The sequence below is a fragment of the Mesorhizobium sp. M0954 genome (assembly GCF_040319155.1).
Lineage (GTDB): Bacteria > Pseudomonadota > Alphaproteobacteria > Rhizobiales > Rhizobiaceae > Mesorhizobium.
The window spans coordinates 1-24,957 of the sequence record NZ_JAMYNR010000048.1; the positions used below are offsets into that span (position 1 = coordinate 1).

A 24,957-nucleotide genomic window follows, 5' to 3' on the forward strand; every position below is an offset into this window, starting at 1 on the left:
CCGTCATGTGTCCGCCGCTCCGCTAAACACGGGGGCTGCGCGGCGGACACGCCGACGTCACCGCAATGCCACGCCATTTTGCAGAACTTGACGCACACAACTGAAATCTGGCTTGGACGGTGCATGTCGGTTCTAGCGGCTGCAGGTTTTCCTTTGGAATCAGGGCATGATCCAAGATACCTAGACCGCCGGGCTTTGCTCCCAGAAAATGACGATATGCAATTAGATCAATAGTTTGGGTTTGTGGACGGAACCAAGTCTAGAAACTCGGCCGCAGGACGGCGCATCAGCCAAGATGGCAGGCTGCGCATGATGATTTGTTGGCGATTATGCGATGCCAGATGCCCTGTCAACTGCCCGCGTACTGGGAGCGCGTTGAGGTGATATTGCAGGCCATTAAATTGCACGGCGGGCTCATCCCAGCCCGTATGGAGGCCTCGCGGATCTTGGTAAAGGCCAAGACCTGCGCACTTCAGTACGGCCTCTTTTCTGGTCCAAAGCTCCAGAAACTTTCGTGCACACAGTTCTTGCGCAATTTCTTCAAATATTCTTGCCTCTTGGTCAGTCATAATGTGGCGAGCCAACCGTCGGCAATTCGCCAAGGGACGCCAATGCTCAACATCTATCCCAACCCAGCTCATGGCTGATACGGCGACGGCGGACCAATCGTGGCTATGAGACTGGCTCACTTCAATATTATGCGCTGGCAATCTGGGCTTGCCAAAGCGCGAAATGGTCACTTGGAGATTTTTCGGCGGAACATGCAAATGCGCAGCAAGGATCGTTCGAAAAGCAAACTTTGCCTTCAGATATGAAAGACGCAGATCTAAGTTGCGGATTTTTTCTGCCCTTTCCAGTTCAACTGGGTTTAGAGCTTCTCGCATCTGCAGCGTCGTGATCGTCAGCTGTGAATGCCGGAAAACCCAAACGTCGGCTGTGCCAGTCTGCCCTTCTGATGCATGCGTCACAGCATGTGGCTCGCTCCACTACACGCTCCTGCGTGATCAGCACAACGGTCAAGTCGTTCACGCTTTGGCCGTTCACACCCTTCAGCTGCCTTATTTGGCGCGGGTCGTTACTGACCCGCTTCTACGCTGCCGACGGCTCACGATGTGTAAAGATATATGAAGACATTTTAACGATCTTGAAACAACTTTAAGCGTCTCGATCTTTCTTTTAATCTTTGTTTAAAATTTATATCTCGGGTCATCAGCAATTCCCATCTCGAGTGAATATAATATTTCTTAATACAATAGCTTCACATGAATTAAATAATAATTCTCTAAAAATTCAGACCGCCCCCAAGAGAAGACAGGTAATGTTCTCCGCACAACTATGTGGCTGGAGAAAGCAATGGATCATGTTACGCGCCCGCTGTCGCATGGCCAGATGGGCCTTTGGATACATTATCAAAAACGACCGACCGGTAGCGAATACAATCTGCCAGTCGAGCTGCGCATAAAGGCACCGTTCGACATTGATGCCTTGCGGCGCGCGCTCCAGTCATTGGTTGACCGCCATCAAATGCTGCGCACGACCTTTCACCAGGAAGGCGAGCAGATCCATCAGCGCATTCATGAGACTGCTCTTCTGAGTTTTCATGTCGTTCGGCTACAAGGTCTTGAAGAGGCGGCCTTCCATCACTCCATCGCAGCGGAAGCTCGCTCGCCTTTCGATCTGGAACATGGGCCATTGTTTCGCGCACACCTGTTCAAGCGCAGTGCCGCGGACGAGAGTCTTCTCCTCAATTTTCATCATATCATTTCCGACGCCTACAGCATTCGCACCTTCCTGCACGAGTTCGGCAGGCTCTACCAGGCGTTTTGTGGCGACACGAAAATACCGGTCCTGACCACGACGACCCCGTACGAGGACTTCGTAGCCTGGCAGGAGAGACTCCTTGCCGGCGAAGACGGAGAGCGTATGTGGGCGTACTGGCGCAGCCAATTTGTCGATCATGAGCCCGACCTGGCCCTTCCGACCGACAAACCGCGAACTGCGCCCGCGAGGCACACGGGGTCAGTTTTCTCCCTGGATATCGACAAGCCCGTGGTCGCGCGCTTGGAACGACTGGCGCACGAGGAAAAAGTGACGCTGTCCACCGTTCTGCTTGCTGCCTATTATGTCCTGCTGCATCGTTATTGCGACCAGGACGACATCACCCTTTACGTGCCACGCCTCGGTCGTCCGGCGCGAAATTTTTCGGGGACCTTCGGCTACTTTGTGACCCTGGCGGCCCTGCGGCAGGATCTTTCCGGAAATCCCACTTTCCTCGACCATTTGCAGCGGGTGCGACACCTGATGCGCAGCGCGCGCAGCAACGAGTATTTTCCTCTTCCACTGCTTCTAGAGAAGCTCAAGCTCCCCCTTACACCTCATCGCAATCCGCTCGCGCAAGCAGTTTTCAACTTCACTCCGGAGGCGGTGAGTTCTCTTGGCTTCACGCCATGCGACGTCGACCTCTACGGCTTGCCTGCGCAAATTCGATTTTGTGAGACCGATACCTGGATCGATCTTGATTTTCGAATCCTGGCCAGCAAGGAAAGTATCCACCTTGACGTCGTGTATAAAGCGGATTTGTGGGATGCTCGCACCATAGAGCGGCTTGCGAAGCACTATCATTTTTTGCTTGAGGCGATCGCAGATAAGCCAGCGCGACGGATAGGCGACTATAGTCTTCTGAGGCCAAAGGAGGAGCAGCAGCTCCTGCATGATTTTAACGACACAGCTGCATGTCATCCGTCCGACACTTGCCTGCACAACCTGTTCGAAGCGCAGACTGCCGCTTACCCGGACAATATCGCTGTCAGCTGCCCATCGGAGGCGCTCAGCTATGCCGCACTTGAGCAAAGGGCAAACAAGCTTGCGCGTCATCTAATTGCAAAAGGTGTCAGCCTTGGGGACGTGGTCGGCATTCTCGTTGAGCGTTCGTGCGATCTCCTTGTCGGGTTTCTCGCGGTCTTGAAGGCGGGGGCCGTCTATCTTCCTCTCGATCCGCGACTGCCGCCTCAGCGTCTACGCTTCATGTTGCGGGATGCTGGTGCCACTGTCCTCATCAGCAAATCGGAGCTCATAGAACAGACGTTCGGGGAAGCCCTGTCAGGGCGAAACATTGAAGGTGCGAATGAATGCGCAGTGGTTCTCCTCAACAAAGACCACACCGAAATTGCTCAACATGAAATCACGCCTCCGCAATGCCCCGCCGGTCCCTCCGATTTGGCCTACGTGATCTATACGTCTGGTTCCACGGGTCAGCCGAAAGGCGTGATGATTGAACATCGCAGCGCCTGCAACATGGCGGAGGACCTAAGATGCACTTATCAGTTGGGGCCGGATAGCCGGGTACTACAGTTCGCCTCCTGCGGATTCGATGCATCGCTGTTCGATTTTATGCTGGCCTTAACTTCCGGTGGTCAATTGTGCCTGGCGCCCCCATCAGCGTCGCTGCCCGGAGCAGAACTTGTCGAGTTCATGCGCCGTGAGCGCATTACCGCTGCTGGTCTTACGCCGACAGCATGGACATCTTTGCCGTCGACCAATCTTCCAGATCTCACCGTAATCAAGTCAGGTGGAGAGCCCTTGCCGCCGGGCCTCATTGAGCGATGGGGTGAGAAGCGCCGCATCTTCAATTCCTATGGGCCCACCGAAACGACCGTTTATTGCATAAGGACCGAGGTAAAACCCGACGGGCGAAAGCCACCCATTGGTCGCCCCGCCATCAATACTAAGGCTTACATCCTCGATCGCTATGGTAATCCGACACCGGTCGGCGCAATCGGTGAGCTCTACATCGGAGGCGTCGGCGTAGCCCGCGGCTACCTCAATAGCGATAAACTCACGGCCGAGCTCTTTCGGCCAAACCCGTTCGATGATGATCAGCAATCCAGACTATACAAAACTGGGGATCGGGCCCGCTATCGGTCAGATGGCACAATTGAGTTCCTGGGCCGGAAAGACGGACAGATCAAGATTCGGGGCATGCGGGTCGAGCTTGCCGAAATCGAGCAGTGCCTGATGGAGCACGACACCGTCAAAACTTGCTGCGTTAGGCTGACAGACGGTCCCGAAGACAACGCGAGTCTAACGGCCTACGTGGTGAGGCGACCGGAAAGTTCGGAGGATACCGATGAACTTCAGTCTTTTCTGCGCGCCGCGCTGCCTGGCTACATGGTTCCCTCACAGTTCGTGTTCCTTCCGCAGCTACCGACCAATCGCAGCGGCAAGATCGATCGGCGCGCTCTTCCCGAGCCGAGGAGAAACGCCTCGGCATTAAAGGCCGCAACTTTTCCGACCGGCAGGTTGCAGACGGAAGTGGCTGACATCTGGAAGGACGTGCTCAAGTTGGATTCCGTTGGCGTTGAAGACAGTTTCTTCGATGTTGGCGGACATTCCCTGGCTGTCGTCCAGGTTCAAGCGCGTATCCAAGATCGTCTGGGCATTGATTGCAAGATTCTGGATCTTTTCGAGCACCCCACCATAAGAACGCTCGCTGCGCATTTGGCCGCAACTCAAGCTGCTCCTCACTCCGCTGGAGGTTTAAAGAGCACAATTGGTTCGACCGGAAGCGGCAGCGAACCCAAACAGGACCGCGATGCTGTTGCGATCATAGGTATGGCGGGCAGGTTCCCGGGGGCGGAGAATGTCGATCAGTTCTGGAACAATCTGGTCGATGGCATTGAGTCCATCGCAGACTTGGATGAACAGACATTGCGAGAAGCTGGCGTTGATCCTGATACGTTTGGCAAGCCTAATTATGTGAGGCGCGAAGCCGTTATCAGCGGAGTTGATCTGTTTGACGCAGCGTTCTTCGGCATCTCGCCTAAGGAAGCAGCGTGGATGGACCCGCAACAGCGAATCCTGCTGGAAACGGCGTGTCAGGCGCTGGACCATGCGGGATACGGATCGCGCGAGAACGCAGAAGGCCGAGTCGGTGTCTTTGCCGGCGTGGGGGCCAACCACTATCTCGCTGAACGTGAAGCAGGCCGCGACCTGCTGGATTCAGAGAAGTTGCAGATCCGCATTCTTAATGGCCACGATTTCACGGCGACCCGCATTGGCTATAAGCTCAACCTGACCGGTCCCTGCGTGTCAGTTCAGACGGCCTGTTCCACTTCGTTGGTTGCTATCCACCTCGCTTGCCAGAGCCTGCGCAGCAATGAGTGCGATATGGCGCTGGCAGGCGGCGCATCGATTTCCCTGCCCCATGGAAAAGGCTATCTCCATCAACAGGGCCACATCTTATCCCCTGACGGCCACTGCCGTGCGTTCGATGCTAAAGCACAAGGAACGGTGAGAGGCAGCGGAGCCGCGGTCGTCGTTCTCAAGCGGTTGAGCGATGCCTGTAGAGACGGAGATTATATCTGGGCGGTCATAAAGGGGACCGCCATCAACAATGACGGCGCCGCCAAGGTAGGCTTCGCCGCCCCCAGCGCCGACGGACAAGCTGCAGTTATTCAAGCTGCCCTCACCGATGCTGACGTCCCAGCGGATACGATTGGCTACGTGGAGGCGCATGGTACGGGAACCTATCTTGGAGACCCCATCGAAATCGCCGGTCTGACCAAGGCCTTCCGTTCCCACACGGCGAGGAAACAATTCTGCGCGGTAGGTTCGGTGAAGGCAAATGTCGGGCATCTCGACGCCGCAGCGGGTGTAACGGGATTGATCAAGCTCGCCACTATGCTGAACAGGGGAGTCATTCCCGCCAGCCTACATTTCGAAAAACCAAACCCAAATATAGACTTTCAGGAGAGCCCGTTGTTCGTAAACAAGACCTGCACCGCTTGGCCCACGGGTAGTCGGCCGCGGCGCGGCGGGGTCAGCTCATTTGGCATTGGTGGCACGAACGCGCACGCGATTCTCGAGGAGGCTCCGCCGCGAACCAGTGCGCAGGCCAGTCGCAGGCCGCACGTCTTTCCGGTATCGGCGGCGAGCAGATCGGCAATGACCGAAATGCTCCAGCAACTGGCCGGCTTTATGCGCCGAAGCGATATTCAGCACAGCGCAGCAAATATCGCATACACCCTGCAGAAGGGTCGAGCCGCTCTCAGATATCGCACAAGTCTCGTCGGATCCGGTCTGGTGGAACTAGCCGGCCAAATCGACCAGGCGGCACTGCAGGTGGGCGCGACGCGAGAGGTGTCAAGCAGTGAACCCCGCATCGTTTTCATGTTCTCGGGCCAGGGCGGGCAGCAGATTGGAATGGGTCGGGAGCTCTATGAAGAAGAGCCGGTATTCCGCAACGCCATCGACGAATGCGCAAACTGGCTTGATGAGCTCGGACATATTGATTTCCGCCCCCTGCTCTACTGCGAAGGCAAATCTGATGGCGAGCTTGAGCCTCAGCTGGAAGCCGTCATACAGCCTGTCATCTTTGCTACGCAATATGCAATGACGAAGCTCTTCATGTCGTGGGGCATTTTCCCTGCAGCTGTGATCGGCCACAGCATCGGAGAATATGCAGCCGCTCATTTTGCCGGCATCATCTCGTTACCTGATGCTATTCGATTGACGCTGATAAGAGGACAGTTAACGTCGCGTGTGCCTGCCGGCGGGATTGTTGCAGTCAGCCTGTCGCCGGAAGAGCTCCAGCCCTTTTGGAACGAACGCCTTTCATTGGCGGCAATAAATGGTCCACGTCAGTGCGTCGTTTCGGGGGCCGCATCCGAGATCGAAGCGTTTCATGAGCGATTGCAGGCGAAATCTATTGCGAGCAAACGAATACTTGGAAGTCATGCCGTGCATTCATCTCTACTCGACCCAATCCTGCCAGAGTTTAAGATTCACGCCGCACAAATCGATTTGCACGCGCCGCAAATGCCTTTCATGTCAACGGTACTCGGTGACTGGCTTGAGCCGGACGTTCCGCTCGATAGCAGCTATTGGGTCCGCAACCTGCGAGAGACGGTGCAGTTCCATCAGGCCTTCGATCGGCTAGTGCAATCGGGCCATGAGTTGTTCATTGAGATGGGGCCTGGCGCTGCCCTGACAGGACATTCCAAGCGGTTCAAGTCAAAGATATACCCTCGTAGTCCCCTCGCCTTTGCGGCCTTGCCGGGAGGCGATCATGGGCAAGGCGATCGCCTGAGACTGGTACAGACATTGGGCAAGCTATGGACCTGCGGCGTTCGCATAGATTGGTCTGTCCTGCACGATCATAAGCCCCCGCAGCGTACCCCCCTCCCGCCCTATCCTTTTGATCGCAAGCGTTACTGGCTCGATGCGGTCGTCACCAAGGAGCAGGAACGAAATGCCGATTTGAATCAGCCTGATATAGCAGCCGTATCCGTCGACCGCCGGACTGGAAACGAAGGGGTGCACAGTCCGACTGTTGTTGAGATGTCTGCTGAGGCAGCTTTAGACAGCCAAATTGCGGCGATTTATCGAGACATTTTGGGCTTGGATGAGGTTGTCCTGACCGACAGCTACTTTGATCTTGGTGGCGATTCGTTGAGCGCCTTAAGCGTCATCGATCGCATCGAGCAGCTCACAGGAGAGAGATTGGCTGTCTCCCTGCTGCTGGAACACCAGACTCCAAGAGGGCTCGCAACAGCCCTGTCGAAGATCCGTGGAAGCGCGCGTCCGAACGCATTGGTGCCGATACAAACGGGCGGTTCGCGGACGCCTGTGTTTTGCCCCCACCCTTTTGGGGGACATGTGCTTCTATATAAGCCTCTTGCTACGGCACTTGGCACAGAGCAGCCGCTCTTCGGCCTGCAGGCGCGCGGTCTGAACGGTGAGGCAAGACCTCACCTGAGCATTCCGGAGATGGCGCGGGAATACGTTGAGGCTATCAAGAGTGTACAACCGCGCGGCCCCTATCATCTGGTCGGCTTGTCCATGGGTGGTAGCATTGCTTGGGAAATGGCCTGCCAATTGCACGATGTTGGTGACGAGGTAGCTATAGTTGGGCTGCTCGATGCCAAGGCGCTTCACAAGGATGAAGAGCACACAAGCGACCGGTATCACCGCTTGCTCGGCGACCGCCGTATTCCTGAGTGGCTTAGCGAGCAAGCGGTCACATTGAGCGTCCTTTTTCCTGCGCTGAAGAAACATTGGCGAAAGCTGAAATCCATCAAACGTGAGTGTCAGGTCACGGCCTTGCTCGATTTCGGAATGCAAGCAGGCAACGTACCCGACATGGGCGAATCGCAGTTCAATAATATCGTGGCAGTTGCCGAGGCAAATAAAATTGCGCTGCGCGAATATACGCCTCGGTTCAACGACAGCAGGTCCGTTCTTTTTGCAGCCAAGAAGGGGCTGCGCACATTCACTAATGAACCTGATGGCGATCTTGGGTGGAAGCAGTTCGCGAGGGCGCGCCTGGAAATCCACGAAGTGCCAGGTGACCATTACACGATGGTCGCTCCGCCCCATGTACGCGTCCTAGCAACGAAGCTCAAAGATTATCTCAATCGAAACGACTAAGAGACGGCACCAGCAGCGAATCGCATAAGCGGGACACGGTCCGGTGACCAAACTGTTGCAACAAGTCCTTGAACTAAGTTTGCAGAATCTTTGCGAACGGAAATCGCTGACAATGGTACGTTCACTACAAGGTCTGAGATCAGGCACGGCTGAAACAGATTTTGCCGATGTACGCCCGGACCGCCGCACAGCACGCAACGTCGGAGACAACGGCCAATGGCAAGAAGAGCGCTCATCCTGCTTGAAGGTTCAAGGTATAATGGTCCGCTATACGTCCAAGCAGCTCTGCAACTTGGTCTTCATCCAATTGTCCTGTCGGCTGATCCAGCTCAGTACGACTATCTTGGGGCCGAAGGAATTGAGGCAATCCGTGGCGATACAGCCGATCTCGATGCGCTGATCCGCGAATGTTCCCGGCTCCGCGCAACCTATGACATTGCTGGCATTACGTCCGTCGGGGACTCGTTCTATGCGAGAGTTGGCAAGCTCTGCCGCCATTTCGATCTGCCGGGACCGAACCCCACATCCATCGAACAATGCTGCGACAAATTCAAGCAACGTCACCTACTCGCAGAGGCCGGCGTTCCAATACCTGCTTATCGCTTGGCAGCGGATGCTACGGAGGTGGAAAGTTTTGCTGCGGAGATCGGTCTGCCGGTGATTCTTAAACCAGCAGTTGGTGCCGGCAGCAGAGGTGTCCGACTGTGCCGCAGCTTCGATGAGTTAGCCGAACATACGACCTATCTTTTGGGCGGGGAGCACATATGGCAGTCCCCGCCGAGCATACTGGTCGAAGAATTCGCACAAGGCCCCTCTTATTGGGCCGACACAATGGGAGATCAGATCATTGGAATTGGCACCGCTGACTTCGGCCCCTTACCCCATTTTGTCGGTCGGGAATGGACCGTTCCGGCCCCGCTGACTGATAACGAGCATCGTCGTATCGCCGATGTCTCGCTAAGCTGTTTGCGCGCTCTCGGCCTTGACTGGGGGCCAACGGGCATTGAATTCCGGTGGACGAAGCGTGGCCCAGTCGTCATTGAAGTCAATCCACGCCTTCATGGCAGCCCAACTCCCCAACTGGTTCATCTGGCCTACGGCATCGATCTCGTCACCGAGCACATCAAGCTTGTCATCGGTGACGAATGGGATTTGCACAGAAGGTATTCGCACACTGCGGCCGCGCGGTTCCTGGTTCCTGATGGTGATGGCACTCTCGATTGGATCAGTGGCGACAGTCGGGCGGCTGCCATACCTGGTGTAGCCGAGGTCAAATTCTATGTTGAAGCCAAGACGCCAATCGTCAGGAAAGGCGATCTCCGAGACTTGATCGGGTATGTCATCGCCGCTTCCCCCAGCCGTGCTCAGACAGAGGCGATACTTCAGCGTGCCGTCGACTTAATCGATTGGTCGATTACACCATTTTCGACCCCTGGCGAACAGGAGCGGACTGCGGCCCCTTAAGAACTCAAGCACTTGTCCCCGACGCACCCTGTTGCGGGTCACCACCGGCCACTCCATCCGCTCGGTGAGCTTGAAACCACGGCATAAAACGCAGCAATACGTGATCGCACGCTGCCCGAGTAGGTAGCGCGAAGTCCCTGGCGATCAAACCCTGACATTCAGGAGACAATTTGATATTATGAAGCGCATAGCAGTCGGACGCCTGTTTCATGAATCGCACGGATATGCGCCCGCGACAGCGGCGGCAGATATCACGGTCGTTCGCGGCGAGACTGTGATCGAGGCGGCCAAGGGAAATGGCACGACGCTCGGCGGGATTGTCGACGCCTTGATTGAACGCGCTGACATTGAAACCCTTCCCGTTTCGGATTCGATGGTCGCCCCCAGCGGCGCCATCGATCATGGTTTCTACGTTGAGCAACGCCAGTTCTGGGGCGATGAACTCAAAAAGCTCGCGCCCGATGCGATTGTCCTCGACCTGCATGGGTCGATGTCCACGACTGAGATCGAGGATGCGGAAGGTGATTTCCTCTCCTACATTCGCAGCGCCATCGGCGGAAACGCAGTCATCGGAGTAGGTCTCGACCTTCATGCCAATATCACGCCGCAGATGTTAAAGGCAGCCGACATCTGCATCGCCTGCAAGAACAATCCCCATGACGATTACTACGACAATGGCAAGAAGGTCGTCAGATTGGTTTTCGATGTCCTGGAAGGCCGTCTGTGCCCGGTCTATACCTTCGCGAAAACCCGAATGATTGCCGCAGGCAGGCTCGAAACTCATCTCAGCCCACTTAAGGAAATGCACGCGCGTGCCCGTGCGCTCGAGAAGTCGGAAGCGCCAGTGGTGGACCTTAGCATCTACAACGCCTATCGCTTTGCGGATCTAACGGACATGGGTCAGGCCGCTGTGATCCTGAGCAACGGGCCGTATGCGCAAGCCAAGGCGATCGTCGAGGATTACGCCAAGGAGTTCTGGGATCTGCGCGAGTGCTTCAAGGATGAAACTGTGACGATCGCAGAGGCCCTAGATGCCACTGCGAAGGACAAGAGCGGCATCACCAAGGCGCTTGCCGATCTTGGTGACCGGACGCTGGCCGGCGCGCCGGGCGACAGCACCTTGATCCTGCAGGCCGCACTGAAGCATCCTGTGAAGCTCCAGGGCGCGATGACGGTCAATGATCCGGAAACCGTCGCTCAGGCACATGCCGCCGGAGTCGGCGCGAAAATCAAGATGCGTCTCGCCGGCAAGGTAACCCCGCTATATCTGCCCTTCGAGGTCGAAGGCGTGGTCAAGATGCTCAATAACAGGGATATCAAACTCATTGGACCCAGTTTTGCCAACGAATCCGCTGCCATAGGAAAGACGGCCCTTATCGAGATTGACAACCGTTTCCTTGTGATTGCCACGTCAAAGCCAGGGTTCATCGTTGATCCGGCCATTTTCGAATCCCACGACATCAATATCAGCGAGCAGGACTTTATCGTCATGAAGTCGCAGTTCCACTTCAATCGGAATTTCGAGGGCGTTGCAGCGACTATCTATGTTGCAAGCGCGGGCCTCTCCTATTTCGTGCCAGGTGCTTTCCCCAAAAAACGCGCACGGGTCTGGCCGGACACCGATGTGGGTGACGCGCCCATTGTCCCGGCTCAAGTAGTGGAGCGTTTAGCGGTATAGGACGTTCTCGCGACACCAGGCCCCGCTAACCCGCCGGTAGGCCTCGAACTTCTTTCAGGCCATCGCCTCCTCCTGTGCGATCAGTGTCTCTTTGCGGCAGAGGATCTCCGGATCGGCGCCCTTCTTCACGAGCAGCTCAGCTGGTTCTGCAATATAACCTTAAAACAAGCTTAAAGACTATTCATGCACTTAACTCGCTATAGGTGGTATGGTCCTGCCGAAATGATACTTTTTCTACTGGTGCGAAAATCATAAGGCGAAAAAATAATGAGAATATTCTCAATCCGAATCCATCCCTGGCCGAGCAGTTCCAAATCCTTGCCGCGTGATTGACCTCACGTCAGCCCTCTCTGCGCTCCCATTCAGCCGTTGCAACAAATCCGGCGCGCGAGCGTGGCAGCTTGGCTTTAATGGCGTGGGCATGTTTGGATAGCTTGTGAATTCCATCCAGCAGTCGATCCCGAAAGTTTCCACAATGGCAAAGAGAAGATCTCCACTCGTGCCGTTTCAACACAAGATGTTCCGTTCTCTATGGTCGGCTGCACTTGTTTCGAACCTTGGCACTCTGGTCGAGGGCGTGGCTGCTGCATGGCTGATGACGAGCATTGCCACGTCGCCTGGCATGGTGGCACTCGTCCAGTCATCGACCACGCTGCCATATATGATCTTTTCGCTAGCAGCGGGAGCGCTCGCGGATAACTTCGATCGCCGCCGGATTATGTTGACGGCTCAGCTGCTGATGGTGGGCGTTTCCGCGTCTCTGGCGTGTCTGGCCTACGCGGAGGCACTCACACCCTGGACCCTGTTGGGTCTCACGTTCCTGATCGGCTGTGGTTGGGCGTTGCACGACCCATCGTGGCAAGCTTCGATGGGGGATATCGTCCCTCGCGAGCACCTGTCGAGCGCAGTTGCACTTAACGGCATGAGCTACAATCTCATGCGCAGCATCGGACCGGCCATTGGTGGTCTTATCGTAGCGACAGCCGGGGCGGCGTTTGCAATTCTTTTCAATGTCTTTTGCTACTTCGCCCTGATCATCGCGCTCTTGCGGTGGAAAACTGTACGTGCACGACAGTCGCTTCCGCGGGAGGCTTTCGGTAGTGCCATGGGCGCGGGCTTCCGCTATGTGTTGTTGTCGCCGAACCTTCTCAAGGTGATGTGTCGGAGTTTCGTTTTCGGCCTCACCGCGATCGTCATTCTGGCTCTGCTGCCGCTCATTGCCCGAGAACAGGTGAAGGGTACTGCGATCACCTACGGCGTGATGCTGGGGTTCTTTGGCGTGGGTGCGATCTGCGGCGCGCTTCTCATCGGACGGACCCGTGAAGTTCTCAGCAACGAGTGGGTCATTCGTGCCGCGTTCTTTGTGTTGGCGATCAGCTGCTTCTTTCTGGCATCGAGCGAACACGTTTGGCTGAGCTGCCTTCTCCTCATACCGGCTGGTGCGGCATGGCTGCAGGCTTTCTCGCTGTTTAACGTGACGGTTCAGCTTTCGGCGCCACGGTGGGTCGTCGGGCGAGCCATGTCCCTCTATCAGACGGCTACATATGGCGGCATGGCGGCCGGCAGCTGGATCTGGGGTGAATTGGCGAATATCCAGGGCGTTTCTGGAGCCTTGTTCGTTGCCAGCCTCGTTCTTGGGTTCGGTGGGCTGATCGGCATTTTTCTTCGCCAACCGGATTTCGAAGCGCTCAATCTCGACCCAACCAATAAATTCAGCGAACCGGCCGACTTGACCTGCGATCGCGAAGCGGACCGATCATGGTGATGGTTGATTATCGCATTGATCAGAAAGACGTTCCAGAATACCTCATCGTGATGACATCGTGGCGAAAAGCCCGACTTCGAGACGGTGCCAGGCAGTGGGCGCTGCTACGCGACCTCGAAAAGCCCGAACTATGGACCGAGAGTGTTACCACGTACCGACATGGGCCGAATATATAACCAGAGGCAGACCCATCGCGACGCTGAAATCGCGACGCCTAAGAGCACTGCACCGAGACGATTGCCACCGAAAATGGTTTTGTTGCAACGGCTGAATGGGAGCGCAGAGAGATCTGACGCGAGGCCAATCATGCGGCAAGGATTTGGAACTGCTCGGCCAGGGATGGATTCGGATTGAAGGCGAACCTCGCCTGTTGCTTACGCATCAAATGTTGCAACACATCCTCGTCACCCGCATATCGCGGCCTCTTTTCGGTTCGGCCGCGAACGCTCTGAAAGGCAATGCTATCCCTCCGAGTATTGAAGACGCCCAAGCCTGCCGAGGCTAACAGCAGCCCACGCCTATTCAAAGACATTTCAAGCAAGATCTTACCTCCCTAATGCGCATTATTTTAAGATGCAAGGCTAGCCTGAATATCTCAAGGTAAGGGGTGCATCGGCCCCAAAAATCTGAGAAACTGCGTTTGTGACAAAGAGTTACCAGACAGGAACGGGGTCCGATGCACACACAACGTATCTCCGATCAGCTCGAATTTGAAGGCTTCGACGGCACAAAGTGGTCGCCGGTTTCGACGGCGGAGCGATCACCTCGGATGCCGGCGCCTTGCTTGTGCGCCACGTTGACAAAATCGTCGGTCTGTTCCGCCGGGTGGCTGCCTGCTTCATCGAGCGACGCGATTCGGACTGCACGGTGCACAGCGTACAGACGCTAGTGGGACAGCGCATCACGGCGATCGCGCTGGGATATGAGGACGTCAACGACCACGACACGCTCCGCCACGACCCCGTGCACGGTCACCAGGAAACCCGGTTCTTCCACGGCTACTACAACTGCTACTGCTAGCTGCCGCTCTACATCTTCTGCGGCCGGCACCTGCTGGCGGCAAAGCTTAGGCGTTCCAACATCGACGCCAGCAAGGGAGCGGTCGAGGAGGTCAAGCGGATGGAGCGGCAGATCCGCAGGAAGTGGCGCAGAGTGCGCATTGTCCTGCGCACCGATTCCGGCTTTGCCCGGGAAGAGCTGATTGCCTGGTGCGAGGCCAACGGCGTCGACTATGTCTTTGGCCTTGCCCGCAACGAGCGGCTGGAGAAGAAGATCGCTCCAGCCTTGCAGGAAGCTCGCCTGGCAGGAAAAGCGACCAGGCCGCGCGCGTGTTCCGCGACTTCATGTGGTCACGCCGATGGCGGGTCATCGCCAAGGCCGAGTGGACGACGCAGGGCGCAATCCGCGATTCGTCGTGACCCTCGCTCAGCCAAAGCGTTGGGCGGCACGGGGGCTTTACGAGGATCTCTACCGACACTGTGCCCGCGGCGACATGGAGAACCGGATCAAGGAGTGTCAGCTCGACCTCTGCGCCGACCGCACCAGCGCTCACACGCCCCCTGCGGCACAGTCAGGCTGAAGCTGCTGAAGATCGGTGCGCAGGTCCGTGTCTCGGTGCGTCGGATCAAGGTCGCAATGGCTTCAGCCTGTCCATACGCGGAAGAATTTGCCCTGGCTGCCTGCCACTGAGTTTTTCCTCCATCTGAGATTAGAGTCCGGCCCTTGATTGAAGGACGGACTGATGAAGAGAAAGCGGTTCAAGGAAGAGCAGATCATTGCGGTTCTGCGCGAGCATGAGGCGGGAGCAAAGGCGGGCGATCTGGCCCGCAAGCACGGGGTCTCGGAGGCGACGCTGTATAACTGGAAGGCCAAGTATGGCGGGATGGATGTCTCTGACGCCAAGCGGCTGAAGGCTCTGGAAGACGAGAACGCCAAGCTGAAGAAGTTGGTCGCCGACCAGATGCTCGAAGCGTCGGCACTGCGTGAGCTTCTGTCCAAAAAATGGTAGGGCCCGCCGTCAAGCGCAAAGCCGTCGCGCCTCTGCGGGCCGTCATGGCTTGTCGGAGCGTCGGGCCTGTTCCTTTGTGGCCGCTGATCGCAAGATGATCCGCTGCCAGTCCCGGCGTCCGCCAGAGACGGAGCTGCGTGGTCGGCTGCGTGACCTCGCCAACGAGCGCCGACGCTTTGGCTACCGGCGGCTGTTCATCCTGCTCAGGCGCGAGGGCGAGGCATCTGGCGTCAACCGCATCTATAGGCTCTACCGCGAGGAGGGCCTGATGGTGCGCAAGCGCCGGGCAAGGCGGCGAGCGGTCGGCACGCGGGCGCCGATCCTGGTCGAGGCAAAGCCGAACGCGCGCTGGTCGCTGGATTTCGTGCATGACTAGTTCGCCTGCGGCCGGAGGTTCCGCGTGCTCAACATCGTCGACGACGTGACGCGCGAATGCCTGGCCGCGATCCATCCCCGCCCTCCGCGAACTCCACGACGTTACCCACCACGACCCGGAGTGATCGGCGCCGGCGCGCCGACCAACGCTGACCTACCATAGACGCACTATTTCGGGAAAGGTGCCTTGGCGCACCGCTTACAGTTAAGTTGATAACCCCTATGACCATACTTCGCGGCGCCGCAGCTCTTCCATCCCAATCAAAAGCATCGGAATGGGGGTTGTCGGGTCCTCCTATGTCTGTCCGGCGACTGGCAGGGTACCCCCTCGTGCCACCCGCCAATTTACAAGTTGATTGCGGTGATGGAAGCCCCGGGTTTAACTGGCCGACCTGTCCGCAAGCCAACTCCAGCGGCAAAAAAAGGTGGTGGTGCCAGCAAAAATTATACTGCGCCTTCGGGCTTTAGCGCGCGGAACGTCGTGTCAACCGATTTCGCGATGGCGTGGACGATGATGTCAACTCGTCCCTGGTGATGATCAGTGGCGGGGCAAAGCCGAGGATATCGCCATGCGGCATGGCCCGGCCGATGACCCCATTCTCAAGCAGAGCAGCGGCGGCACGCGCCCCCATCTGAAGTTCGGGCTCAAACGGTACGCGCGCTTTGGGATCTCGCATCAGCTCTACGGCAGATAGGATTCCGACGCCGCGAACTTCGCCGAGAATAGGATGTCCTCCAATTCGGCTTTCATTACGGGAAAGCCAATAGGGCCCGACATCGCGGACATGCTCCAGAATGTTTCTCTCCTTCAGCACCGTATCTAGGCCCTCAGCAAGAATAAGGGTTTCAAGCTCGTCGGCGCAGCGCTTGGAGAAGGCTTCCTCAGTTTCGCCCTCATGCGACTGGCGATAGTAGTGTGGCGTCGTTGTAAGGCGCACCAAGTTCAAAGGCAGGTAAAAAAACTTATGAAAGAACGGAAGGCCCGTCAGGCTACCAGTGACCAGCCCCCCGGAACCGTGATAACCGCGATGCCGCGAGATGATCTTATTCTTTTCAGGGCGGCCGAGAATGTTATTGTAGTACCAGACGAGCTTGATGTTGGTCTCGTTTGCGGCGGAGCCGGACAGGCCGAAATAGACCCTACGCATGTTCTGGCCGAAATATCAGCGGTCACTTCGTTATCTTGTCATAGACAGCCGCTGCGGCAGTAGGCATCACAAACCTCGTCTCAGCGGCATGGTCAGACAGTGTGTCGAGCCGCCTTCGAGCACGAACTGTTGGAGATCCGGCTCCAGTACCTTAAGCCCGTTGGCACGAATACGCGCGTTGATCTCGGGCTGTTGTTGGGCAGACAGGACAACGTCGTTGCCGAGTGCGGTAACGTTGCAGCCCATCCGCATCACATCGCCGTAGCTCACATGGATAAGTTCGTACCTGTATGAGAGCCAGCCGACATCAGCAGCATCCAGAATTTCGGTTGCGCATAGCGCAAGCCGCTCATTCAGCACGCTGAAAAGCACATCGAGATGGAGGAAATGGGCTGGAACGCGGATCTTGCGCACACTCCAACCCTCGCCCCCCACCCAGCGGGCGACCTGGTCCGCGCCTTTTGAGAAGGTCCGGACCTCATTCACACCAATGATAATCTCCCCCTCTCTAAGGATCTGGACATCGCCACCCTCGACCGGAGCCGCCGTAACGCGTTTCCAGATAGGCAGCTCAAGATGGGAGGCGAGATCTTCGATAGCGCCCCATTCGCCGCGCCGTTCCGGGCGGGCCATCTGGGCGATCAGCATGCCCCACGGAGTCATGATCCCGCTATCGCGGGCGAACGTCTGCATCGGCAAATGGTCATCGGGCTCGAGGAAGTGGCATGTCACCCCCTCCCCCTCGAGCGCCGCGACCAGTTCCTGGTGTTGGGAAATGGCGGCGTCCACGTCGACTGACGCGCCTGAAGACTTTGACTGCTCAACAATCGCGTTCTCGGCGGCCCAGTCGTAGTAAGTGGGGCGACAGAGCGCGACCTCCTGAAGAACACCGTGTTCGCTACGCACGAACTCCCGGCCGTCTGTCTGGCGTACCGGGCGCGGACTGGTCTCCAGCATGTTTCCTCCTGATGGATTGCTTAAAGCCGGTCTATGTGAAGGTGGTCCCGGCCCGAGACGATAAGAATGGAGATCAGCAGTCTGTCAGTCGGCGATGCCGATGTCGAATTAGCCGATCGGGTAGCTCTTGAACACCTTCTTTGTTTCTTGGACTATTCAAGAGGCTCAGTTCGCGTGATTGAGCTGGTCGAGAATCCAAGCCAACCGAAATGCCTGGTCCTCAGCTCTGGCGACCCCATGCGAGGCGCCGGAGTGGCCGCCGATTTTCCTGACGCGAAATAGCTTACATACGCCAGCCTTTTCAACACGCTGTTATGCATAAGACGGGATAGATCAGTCATCAGCGAAGAGACTTATTCAGATGAGGTAACCGGTTATATCGTCCTCTTCCATATTATAATTCCTCACATAGATTCGATTGTCGCGCCGAAATAGATAGGGCCTTTGAGCGGGAATCTTTCCAAGTTTTGTAGTAACCACATAGCTCGGAACGGAAAAACCCGTTTCGAACCCGACAAGCCCATCGACAATCTCTTGGCCTTGCTCGAGACCAGTCACGAAATGGGAAACGCCAGTGACACGATCGCAATGGTAGAGATAGTACGGCCTCACCCGTATTTCGATAAGCCTGCGAAAGAGCGCCTTCAGTGTCTCAAGATTGTCATTAATACCCTTCAATAGGACCGTCTGATTTTGCACGGGAATACCGTGCCGAAGGAGGCGGTCGCAGGCTTCGGCAGCCTCTGCAGACACTTCGATCGGGTGATTGAAGTGCGTGCTAAGCCATATGGGCCGATACTTATCCAGCATGCTACATAGCTCATCGGTAATTCGCTGAGGCAAAAAGACCGGGTAACGGGATCCGATTCTTACTACCTTGACGTGCGGTATAGATCGCAACCTACTTACTATTTCTTCCAACTTTCCATCACTCAGTACGAGCGGATCGCCACCTGTTAGTAGAACGTCGGATATTTCCTGGTGCCGGGCTATATACTCGAAATCAGGTTCGTATGCGGCATCATAATCCGTGTTATAGTATGTGCCTTTCTCGTTAGACGTATGGTATTTTCTGGTACAAAAACGACAATAAACAGGACATGTATCTGAAACCAAGAAAACGACCCTATTCGGGTATTTGTGTATAACACGTCGCGTCTTAATGAATATCGCGTCCCCAACGGGATCAATATCCGAGCCACCATCAGTATTCATTTCATCCGCATGAGGTATGGCTTGCAGGCGAATCGGACACTTGTCATCCGTCTTCGACATCAATGACGCATAGTAGGGAGTCACCATCCACCGGTAGGTGCCTTTGACCGCATCAATCGCTGTGACATCCTGGTCGCTTAGGGCAACCCATTGCGCGAGCTTGTCCTTCGTCCTGATTAGATTGCGCATATGGAACTTCCAGTCGTTCCAAACGGCGTCGGTGAAATTTTCTTTCGTCAGCAACATTGTAGGGACTCCACAATTTCAGAAGTTTGACGCTCCGATGGGCGTAATTGCTCCAAGAAGAACTACCGACTCATAGTAATTCTGTTGCAAGTCTACCGCAATATAGATAGCAGGCGGTGTTGCATCTGATATTTCCTTTTATCGAGATCGTTGGCGATTCTGTTTCTGCAAAGGAGATGGCCCTTCCTCAGTTCATTCGTTTGACGATCTATATCAAAATTCACTCGCAGCCTATCTGTATGTGCACCGTGACTAAAGGCCTAAGCCGCAATTAAATGTGGAATTGCAGAGCTGTCAATGCAAAAAGTCAACGAAATATCTTTTTGTGGTGTTATATTATGTTTCTACTTTATTTCATCATCAACAAAATGCGCCTCACAAGTCTAATTAAAACTACTTATTTCGTAATATTCACGGCGGTTTAGCTCTTACTTTCGGAGTTGCGCCGCCGTGGCGTCGGGCACGATCTGGCGGCACAAACCGCCGGCAGTGCGCTCGGCCCATGGCGCTTGCATGCCGCCATTCTGCTTGATCGAACCCTGGTTCTGTAACCTGCGGGCTCCGCGCTGTGGCCCGCCCTTTCGTGCGATGAAAGGCTCGGTCGCTCGGGTGGGCCAAGCCGATCCTCATGCACGGAGGCGGGCCATCCGAGGGTATATCGGAGCATTTGTCGTGTTTGACATAGCCCAACAAACAGCGTGCGGTGGCGATCGCGGAGGGCGACCGCATGGGCGGGGTCAGGTTTGTCGGCAAGGGCGAGAAATAATGCTGCGCGATAAAGCGGACAATCAAAAAGCACGGCTTCCCACGTGGCCATGCCTGGCGGCGATGGGTTCGAATTTGTGTTGCCGGGCGGTTGGTCTGCGATGGGACGACGAGGTTTCGGACTGCGGGGTGCTGTCACATTGATTGAGTGATAAGGAAATTGAGGTAGCAGCGCGCCCATCACCCTGAGATCCGGGCGGGCGGATTTCCAGCATCAAATGTGGCCGGCCACATTTGATGCGTAATGTAGCGTCCGCACTTATGTGACGCTCGGGCGCGGCGCCCAGCGTTTCCGCCATGAAGACATTTCGAGCGCCACATTATGGGACAGCTACAGGCTGCGGAGGAAGTCCCTCAGGTCGGGCCGATCTCGCCAACACCTTGTCGGTTTGACGTCGCTGGCGGGCTCGCATGCGGCCAAGGCCTTAGCTTTCATCTCGAAGTCGATTTCGGCATAGATGTTGGTCGTGTCGAGCGAGACGTGCCGAGCTACCCTGTATTGCGGGCGAGATTGCGTTCGGCCACCACATGTTCCAGCAGGAAACGTCGGACTCACGGACCCAGAAGAGTGTGGTCGCTCATCAGGCAACCTCCCCGATGCGCTGAATCAGTTTAAGGACTGGTTGGGCGCTGGTCCCGCGCCACCGCGACGACAGCCAAGCTCGCTTGCCCCTTGAGGGCCCGCATGAGACCCGCTGCGTTGCGGTGGCCGGAAGCCGCAGACGGGCTACAGGAAGATGCGCCACGGACATGTCGACCAAGATGCGTCCAGAGCGCCAATTGATGAGCATCCCGTAAGGGCTCCCTGCACCGGGCACCATACTCCAGTTATGCGAGGTGGATCCATGACCATTTTCGTCGGTCTCGATTGGGGCGGATCGAGCCATGCCGTTTGGATCGCCGACGCTGGCGGCAAGATCCTTGAAGGCTTTGTCATAACTCATGATCGCGACGGGCTTGCCGATCCCGTTGCGCGTCTGCGCCGTCATGGCCGGCCCGAAGAGACGCCGGTCGCCATCGAACGGCCCAGCGGGCTCATCGTCGACGTGCTGATCGAGGCCGGTTTCGTCGCACGCCGGTCCATCCCAATGTCGCAAAGGCGTGCCGGCCGCGCTACCGCGCCGTCGCCACTAAAAGCGATCCTTGCGATACCTACATTCTTGCCGACATCTCGCGCACCGATGGGCACCGGCTGACCCCGCTCAGGCCACAGTCCGACGCCATCAAGGCGCTGCGCGCGCTGGTGCGCGGGCGCGACGATCTCGTCCCCATACGACTCGTGCTCGCCAATCAGCTGCGCGCCTTGCTCGAAAGCTTCTGGCCTGGCACCGCCAGCCTGTTCGCCGACATCGCAAGTCCGATCGCGCTGGCTTTCCTTCAGCGCTATCCAACGCCCAAAAGCGCCGCTCGCTTGGGTGAGAAACGCATGGCTGCCTTCCTCGCCCAGAACCAGTATTGCGGCCGGCGCAGCGTTGCCGATGTGCTCGGCCGGCTCAGCGCCGCTCCCACCACAATGGCCGCTGAGGCCGAGGCCGATGCCAAGGGCGAACTCGCGCGCGCCATCGCCGCAACCCTCGAGAGCATCGTCATCCAGATCGCCAGGCTCTCCAGCCGCATCGGGCATGCCGTCGCAGAACTCCCCGAAGGGCGCATCGTCATGTCCTTCCCGCGTGCCGGAAAGATCTGTGCCGCACAGATCACCGCCGAACTTGGCACGTGCGGGCTCGCTTCCAGAGCCAGGAGCACCTCGCTGCCGAGGCCGGCGTCGCTCCGGTCACCAGAGCGGCAAATCCCGCAGCGTCACATGGCGATGGGCCTGCAACAAGCGCCTGCGCGCCGCACTCACCTGCTTCGCCGATACTCCCGCCATGCCAGCCCTTGGACCGCAAAGCTCTGTCAGGACGCCAGAAAACGAGGATGCAGACACCCCCACGCGGTGCGCATCCTCGCTAGAGCATGGCTCAGAATTCTCTGGCGCGCCTGGCAGGACGGCACACCTTAGGAAGGACCTCCATGGCGTAGCGCTCGAAGCGGATGCTTGCTTCGCAAAGCAGGTCTGGAGTCAGGGCGAGGTAACGCTGTCTTCCGGCGATATGCACATGGCCGAGATAGGTCGACAATTGCGGCAATAGTCGCTGGACGTCGGCGCCGGCGCGGTACCAGGCGGCGAGGCGATGAACGGCAAAGCTGGCGCGCAGTACCTCCTGCTGTTTCTGTACAACTCCGGCGCTCGAGCCACTGAAGCGGCCCAACTCATGATCTGTGATCTCGATATGCGCGCCGCTTGCGTCAGAATCCACGGAAAGGGTGGAGAGCAACGCCTTTGTCCCCTTTGGCCGGCTACCGTCGCCAAATCGTCAAACTCATCAACAGACGGTCGCCGACCGAGCCCGTATTCCAGAACCGCCAGGGCCAGCCGATCACCCGCTTCGGTATCCACACCATGGTCGAACGCCATGCGGCAAAGCTTTTGACCAAGTTCGCGGCATTGGCAACAAAACGGATCAGCCCGCATACCATTCGCCACAGCACGGCAACCCATATGTTGCGCGCCGGCGTCGACATCAACACCATTGTCGTGCAGACGCGGTTGATGTCGTGGGTTTCCGTCGTCGCGCATGACGCCGGCCCGGCACGGAGCCGGCAAAAGGCCTTCTCAGCACTCTGACGCGTGATTGCCTCACCGCGCCGGGACAGAAAGAGCGGTGCATCGGCGTCGCCGCGGCGCATTTCGACATAAGGGATCAAAACGCGGCCCAAATCGCCACCAATCGGTACGAAGCGGGTCTTGTAGAATTTGCTCTCGCGAATGAGCAGGACCCCCGCACCAAGGTCAACATCGGCCAGGGTAAGGGCGAGCGCTTCGCCGCGAAGTCCGGCACCGTACAACACCAGCAGGAGAATCCGATAGGTCTCCGGGGCGATATGGCTACGCGGATGATTAATTGCCGGGATGCCATCGAAGAGGCGACGCAATTCGTCGCCAGAATAGATGTAGGGTACGAAGGCTTGCTGCGGTTTGGGAACACGCTGCGGCAGCCGCGACTGGTCGGTGAAGCCGCAGGCGACAGCAAATCTGTAGAAGCCGCGAAGCACGCTGCGCTTGCCTTCCCAGAAACGGGTGATCGGGCCATGTCCGGCGAGAAAGGAGACCACGTCGACGGCGCTGACATCGCGCGCGGCGACATCGCCCATGGCCCGGCAAAACGACCTGAGGGTGTGCGCTTCCGTTCGAAAGCGCATCTCCATGGCCTGCTTATGGTCGACATAGCGGGCGACCGCGTCGGCGAGTTTCATACGAGCCCCCGCAGGTCAAAATCCGCCACCTCGCGCAAACCGGTCAGGTCGACCTTGGCATAGACACGCGTCGCATAGGCACTGCGATGGCCGAGATGATCGCCGATCTCCTTCAAGCTGAGCCCGGTCGCGACCAGGCGGGTGGCACAGGCGTGGCGAAGGCAATGCGGACCATGGTGGTTGGGAACAGGAATGCCCAGCTGCGCCAACACTGCTGACCACATGGTACATGCCGCCTGCCGAAAGCGGCCGGAATGGAGCCTTGAGTGCCAGGAAGAGCTCCCGGCGTGCGCAACGTGGCCTGACGCGTTTGAGGTACTGAAGGACAGCGTCACCGACGGAAGTCACGAGCGGGTAGCATTGCGCGCGCCGCTGCTAGGTCGATGAACGGTGATGGCTTCATTCGACCAATCCAGATCTTCAAGGCGCAACCCGCACCTCACCGCTTCGTAGACCGTAAATGGCGAATAACATCAGGATCGCATGGTCGCGGATGTCGCGCGGGTCTTCTCCGCCGGTGCTGGCGACCAGCTGCTGCACGTCGTCCCATGCCGGACCGCCGGGCAGGCCTTCCTGTTTGAATAACCGCGGCGCGTCGATGGCCGCGGCAATCCCACGGCGACACCAGCCGCGCACCTCGGCGTGTCGGAAGAAGGAACGCAGCCAGCGCTCGATGGGACGGACACGCGGCACCAGCCTTCCTTGCCTTTCAAGCCGAGGAAGGTATCGATATCGGTGATCGTGATCTGCGCGGTCGATGTCGTGCGCGGACGAACCGTTTTAAGAACGCAGTCGACATGCCAGCGCCGGTTCCGAACTGTCGCCGACGCCAGGCCGCGTTCATGACGCAAGGACGTGACAAAGTCCTCGACGTCGGCCGACAAGCCATCCGGCTTGTCCCGCGGCAGCTCAACCAAACGACCTAGGAAGCGGAGCCAAGCGGTGGCCGTTTGGACGAAACAGTTGTCGTGGCCACCGATCATCTCGCGCGCGACCTTGGACAAGTTGATGGTCGGCCCAGCTTTGGGCAGCTGATACGATATCCTGAGACGTGACAGGCCCGTCATGCCCAAGGCCGATCCATCGCGCGACAATCAGCAGCTCGCCGGCAATGCGCAGCAAGGTGGCATGAGCAAGCCCATCCACAGTGGCGCGGTCCACAAGATATCGCTCTCGCTCGTCTCGTGCGGGACCGGTTTGATGGCGTGTCAGGACTTTCGGGTAACTGAACAGGGTGTCGAACATGATCGGACTCCAGGCTGATGAGGAGGCTCCGACCACTATTATGTGCAGACAACGTGACATCGCCTAGAAATGTTCATTATCGCGCCTCCCCGTTCGAAACCGACATCGCCAGGAACCGCTCAAAAACGCTTGCGATTTTATCGATGTCAGCGTCAGACATAGCCGTCGACAAGCAAGCCGAGGCATCCACGGGCAGAACGATTCCATTGTTTCTGAAGAACCGGCTCATGGCTTTCATTGCGGCCGCTTCATCGGGCGAAGGATAGGCTTCCCGGTAGTCGTGTGGCAGCTTCTGCTTGGGATGGATCCGAAAGAGCGACGCAGCACCACTGATTACATAATGCGCTTGATGGTGGGCAATCGCAGC

At 57.3% G+C, this 24,957-nt stretch carries 11 protein-coding genes and 11 pseudogenes; 11 read left to right on the plus strand and 11 right to left on the minus strand.

What is annotated here, in order from left to right; genetic code table 11:
* Positions 1-227 precede the first annotated feature (227 nt).
* Positions 228-968, minus strand: a complete 741-nt coding sequence (locus NKH93_RS32585; protein WP_352975553.1) for a 4'-phosphopantetheinyl transferase family protein — start codon at positions 966-968, stop codon at positions 228-230.
* Between the two features lie 385 nt (positions 969-1,353).
* On the opposite strand from NKH93_RS32585, the pseudogene NKH93_RS34435 reads away from it, so the two are divergent.
* The 6 genes and pseudogenes from NKH93_RS34435 to NKH93_RS32605 all read left to right on the plus strand — a co-directional run.
* Positions 1,354-4,488, plus strand: a pseudogene (locus NKH93_RS34435) (non-ribosomal peptide synthetase); the annotation flags it as partial.
* 9 nt (positions 4,489-4,497) lie between these two features.
* Positions 4,498-5,328: pseudogene (locus NKH93_RS34440) on the plus strand (beta-ketoacyl synthase N-terminal-like domain-containing protein); the annotation flags it as partial.
* The gene (locus NKH93_RS34445) at positions 5,329-8,427 is read left to right on the plus strand and encodes a type I polyketide synthase (protein WP_502896539.1); all 3,099 of its coding nucleotides are present in this window, start codon (positions 5,329-5,331) and stop codon (positions 8,425-8,427) included.
* A gap of 216 nt (positions 8,428-8,643) precedes the next feature.
* Positions 8,644-9,891 carry an ATP-grasp domain-containing protein gene (locus NKH93_RS32595; protein ID WP_352975561.1) on the plus strand — a complete coding sequence of 416 codons (1,248 nt, stop codon included), beginning with the start codon at positions 8,644-8,646 and terminating at the stop codon, positions 9,889-9,891.
* Positions 9,892-10,069: 178 nt separating this feature from the next.
* On the plus strand, positions 10,070-11,569 hold the full coding sequence (locus tag NKH93_RS32600; RefSeq protein WP_352975565.1) for a M81 family metallopeptidase: 1,500 nt from the start codon (positions 10,070-10,072) through the stop codon (positions 11,567-11,569).
* A gap of 475 nt (positions 11,570-12,044) precedes the next feature.
* Positions 12,045-13,563 (plus strand): annotated as a pseudogene (locus NKH93_RS32605) (MFS transporter); the annotation flags it as partial.
* A 75-nt stretch (positions 13,564-13,638) separates the two neighbouring features.
* Here NKH93_RS32605 and NKH93_RS32610 read toward each other — a convergent pair.
* Positions 13,639-13,722: pseudogene (locus NKH93_RS32610) on the minus strand (IS6 family transposase); the annotation flags it as partial.
* A 288-nt stretch (positions 13,723-14,010) separates the two neighbouring features.
* Here NKH93_RS32610 and NKH93_RS32615 point away from each other — a divergent pair.
* Positions 14,011-15,023, plus strand: a pseudogene (locus NKH93_RS32615) (transposase).
* Positions 15,024-15,075: 52 nt separating this feature from the next.
* Positions 15,076-15,790: pseudogene (locus tag NKH93_RS32620) on the plus strand (transposase); the annotation flags it as partial.
* A gap of 371 nt (positions 15,791-16,161) precedes the next feature.
* On the opposite strand, the pseudogene NKH93_RS32625 reads toward NKH93_RS32620, so the two are convergent.
* The 3 genes and pseudogenes from NKH93_RS32625 to blsG form a co-directional block, all read right to left on the minus strand.
* Positions 16,162-16,880 (minus strand): annotated as a pseudogene (locus NKH93_RS32625) (aminotransferase class III-fold pyridoxal phosphate-dependent enzyme); the annotation flags it as partial.
* Positions 16,881-16,931: 51 nt separating this feature from the next.
* Complete coding sequence (locus NKH93_RS32630) at positions 16,932-17,822, minus strand: dimethylarginine dimethylaminohydrolase family protein (protein WP_352975571.1); 891 nt, start codon at positions 17,820-17,822, stop codon at positions 16,932-16,934.
* Between the two features lie 357 nt (positions 17,823-18,179).
* Positions 18,180-19,283: an arginine 2,3-aminomutase gene (gene blsG, locus NKH93_RS32635; RefSeq protein WP_352975583.1), complete on the minus strand. Its 1,104-nt coding sequence runs from the start codon at positions 19,281-19,283 to the stop codon at positions 18,180-18,182.
* Positions 19,284-20,893: 1,610 nt separating this feature from the next.
* Here blsG and NKH93_RS32640 point away from each other — a divergent pair.
* Both NKH93_RS32640 and NKH93_RS32645 read left to right on the plus strand, forming a co-directional pair.
* The gene (locus tag NKH93_RS32640) at positions 20,894-21,244 is read left to right on the plus strand and encodes a hypothetical protein (RefSeq protein ID WP_352975586.1); all 351 of its coding nucleotides are present in this window, start codon (positions 20,894-20,896) and stop codon (positions 21,242-21,244) included.
* Positions 21,181-22,050, plus strand: a pseudogene (locus tag NKH93_RS32645) (IS110 family transposase); the annotation flags it as partial. The gene NKH93_RS32640 and the pseudogene NKH93_RS32645, both read left to right, overlap by 64 nt.
* Here the strand turns inward: NKH93_RS32645 and NKH93_RS34450 are convergent.
* Positions 22,010-22,366 (minus strand): hypothetical protein, encoded by a 357-nt coding sequence (locus NKH93_RS34450; protein ID WP_502896540.1) that lies wholly within the window; start codon positions 22,364-22,366, stop codon positions 22,010-22,012. The pseudogene NKH93_RS32645 and the gene NKH93_RS34450 overlap by 41 nt on opposite strands.
* Between NKH93_RS34450 and NKH93_RS32650 the strand changes: the two are divergent.
* Positions 22,262-22,716: pseudogene (locus tag NKH93_RS32650) on the plus strand (tyrosine-type recombinase/integrase). The gene NKH93_RS34450 and the pseudogene NKH93_RS32650 sit on opposite strands and share 105 nt — an antisense overlap.
* On the opposite strand, the pseudogene NKH93_RS32655 reads toward NKH93_RS32650, so the two are convergent.
* The 5 genes and pseudogenes from NKH93_RS32655 to NKH93_RS32675 form a co-directional block, all read right to left on the minus strand.
* Positions 22,608-23,345 (minus strand): annotated as a pseudogene (locus NKH93_RS32655) (tyrosine-type recombinase/integrase); the annotation flags it as partial. The pseudogenes NKH93_RS32650 and NKH93_RS32655 overlap by 109 nt on opposite strands.
* A complete protein-coding gene (locus tag NKH93_RS32660) occupies positions 23,342-23,680 on the minus strand; it encodes a tyrosine-type recombinase/integrase (RefSeq protein WP_352975589.1) in 339 nt (112 codons plus the stop codon). The gene NKH93_RS32660 and the pseudogene NKH93_RS32655, both read right to left, overlap by 4 nt.
* Before the next feature lie 85 nt (positions 23,681-23,765).
* Complete coding sequence (locus NKH93_RS32665) at positions 23,766-24,038, minus strand: site-specific integrase (RefSeq protein ID WP_352975592.1); 273 nt, start codon at positions 24,036-24,038, stop codon at positions 23,766-23,768.
* A gap of 216 nt (positions 24,039-24,254) precedes the next feature.
* Complete coding sequence (locus NKH93_RS32670) at positions 24,255-24,590, minus strand: hypothetical protein (RefSeq protein ID WP_352975596.1); 336 nt, start codon at positions 24,588-24,590, stop codon at positions 24,255-24,257.
* Between the two features lie 76 nt (positions 24,591-24,666).
* Positions 24,667-24,957 (minus strand): annotated as a pseudogene (locus tag NKH93_RS32675) (aspartate aminotransferase family protein); the annotation flags it as partial.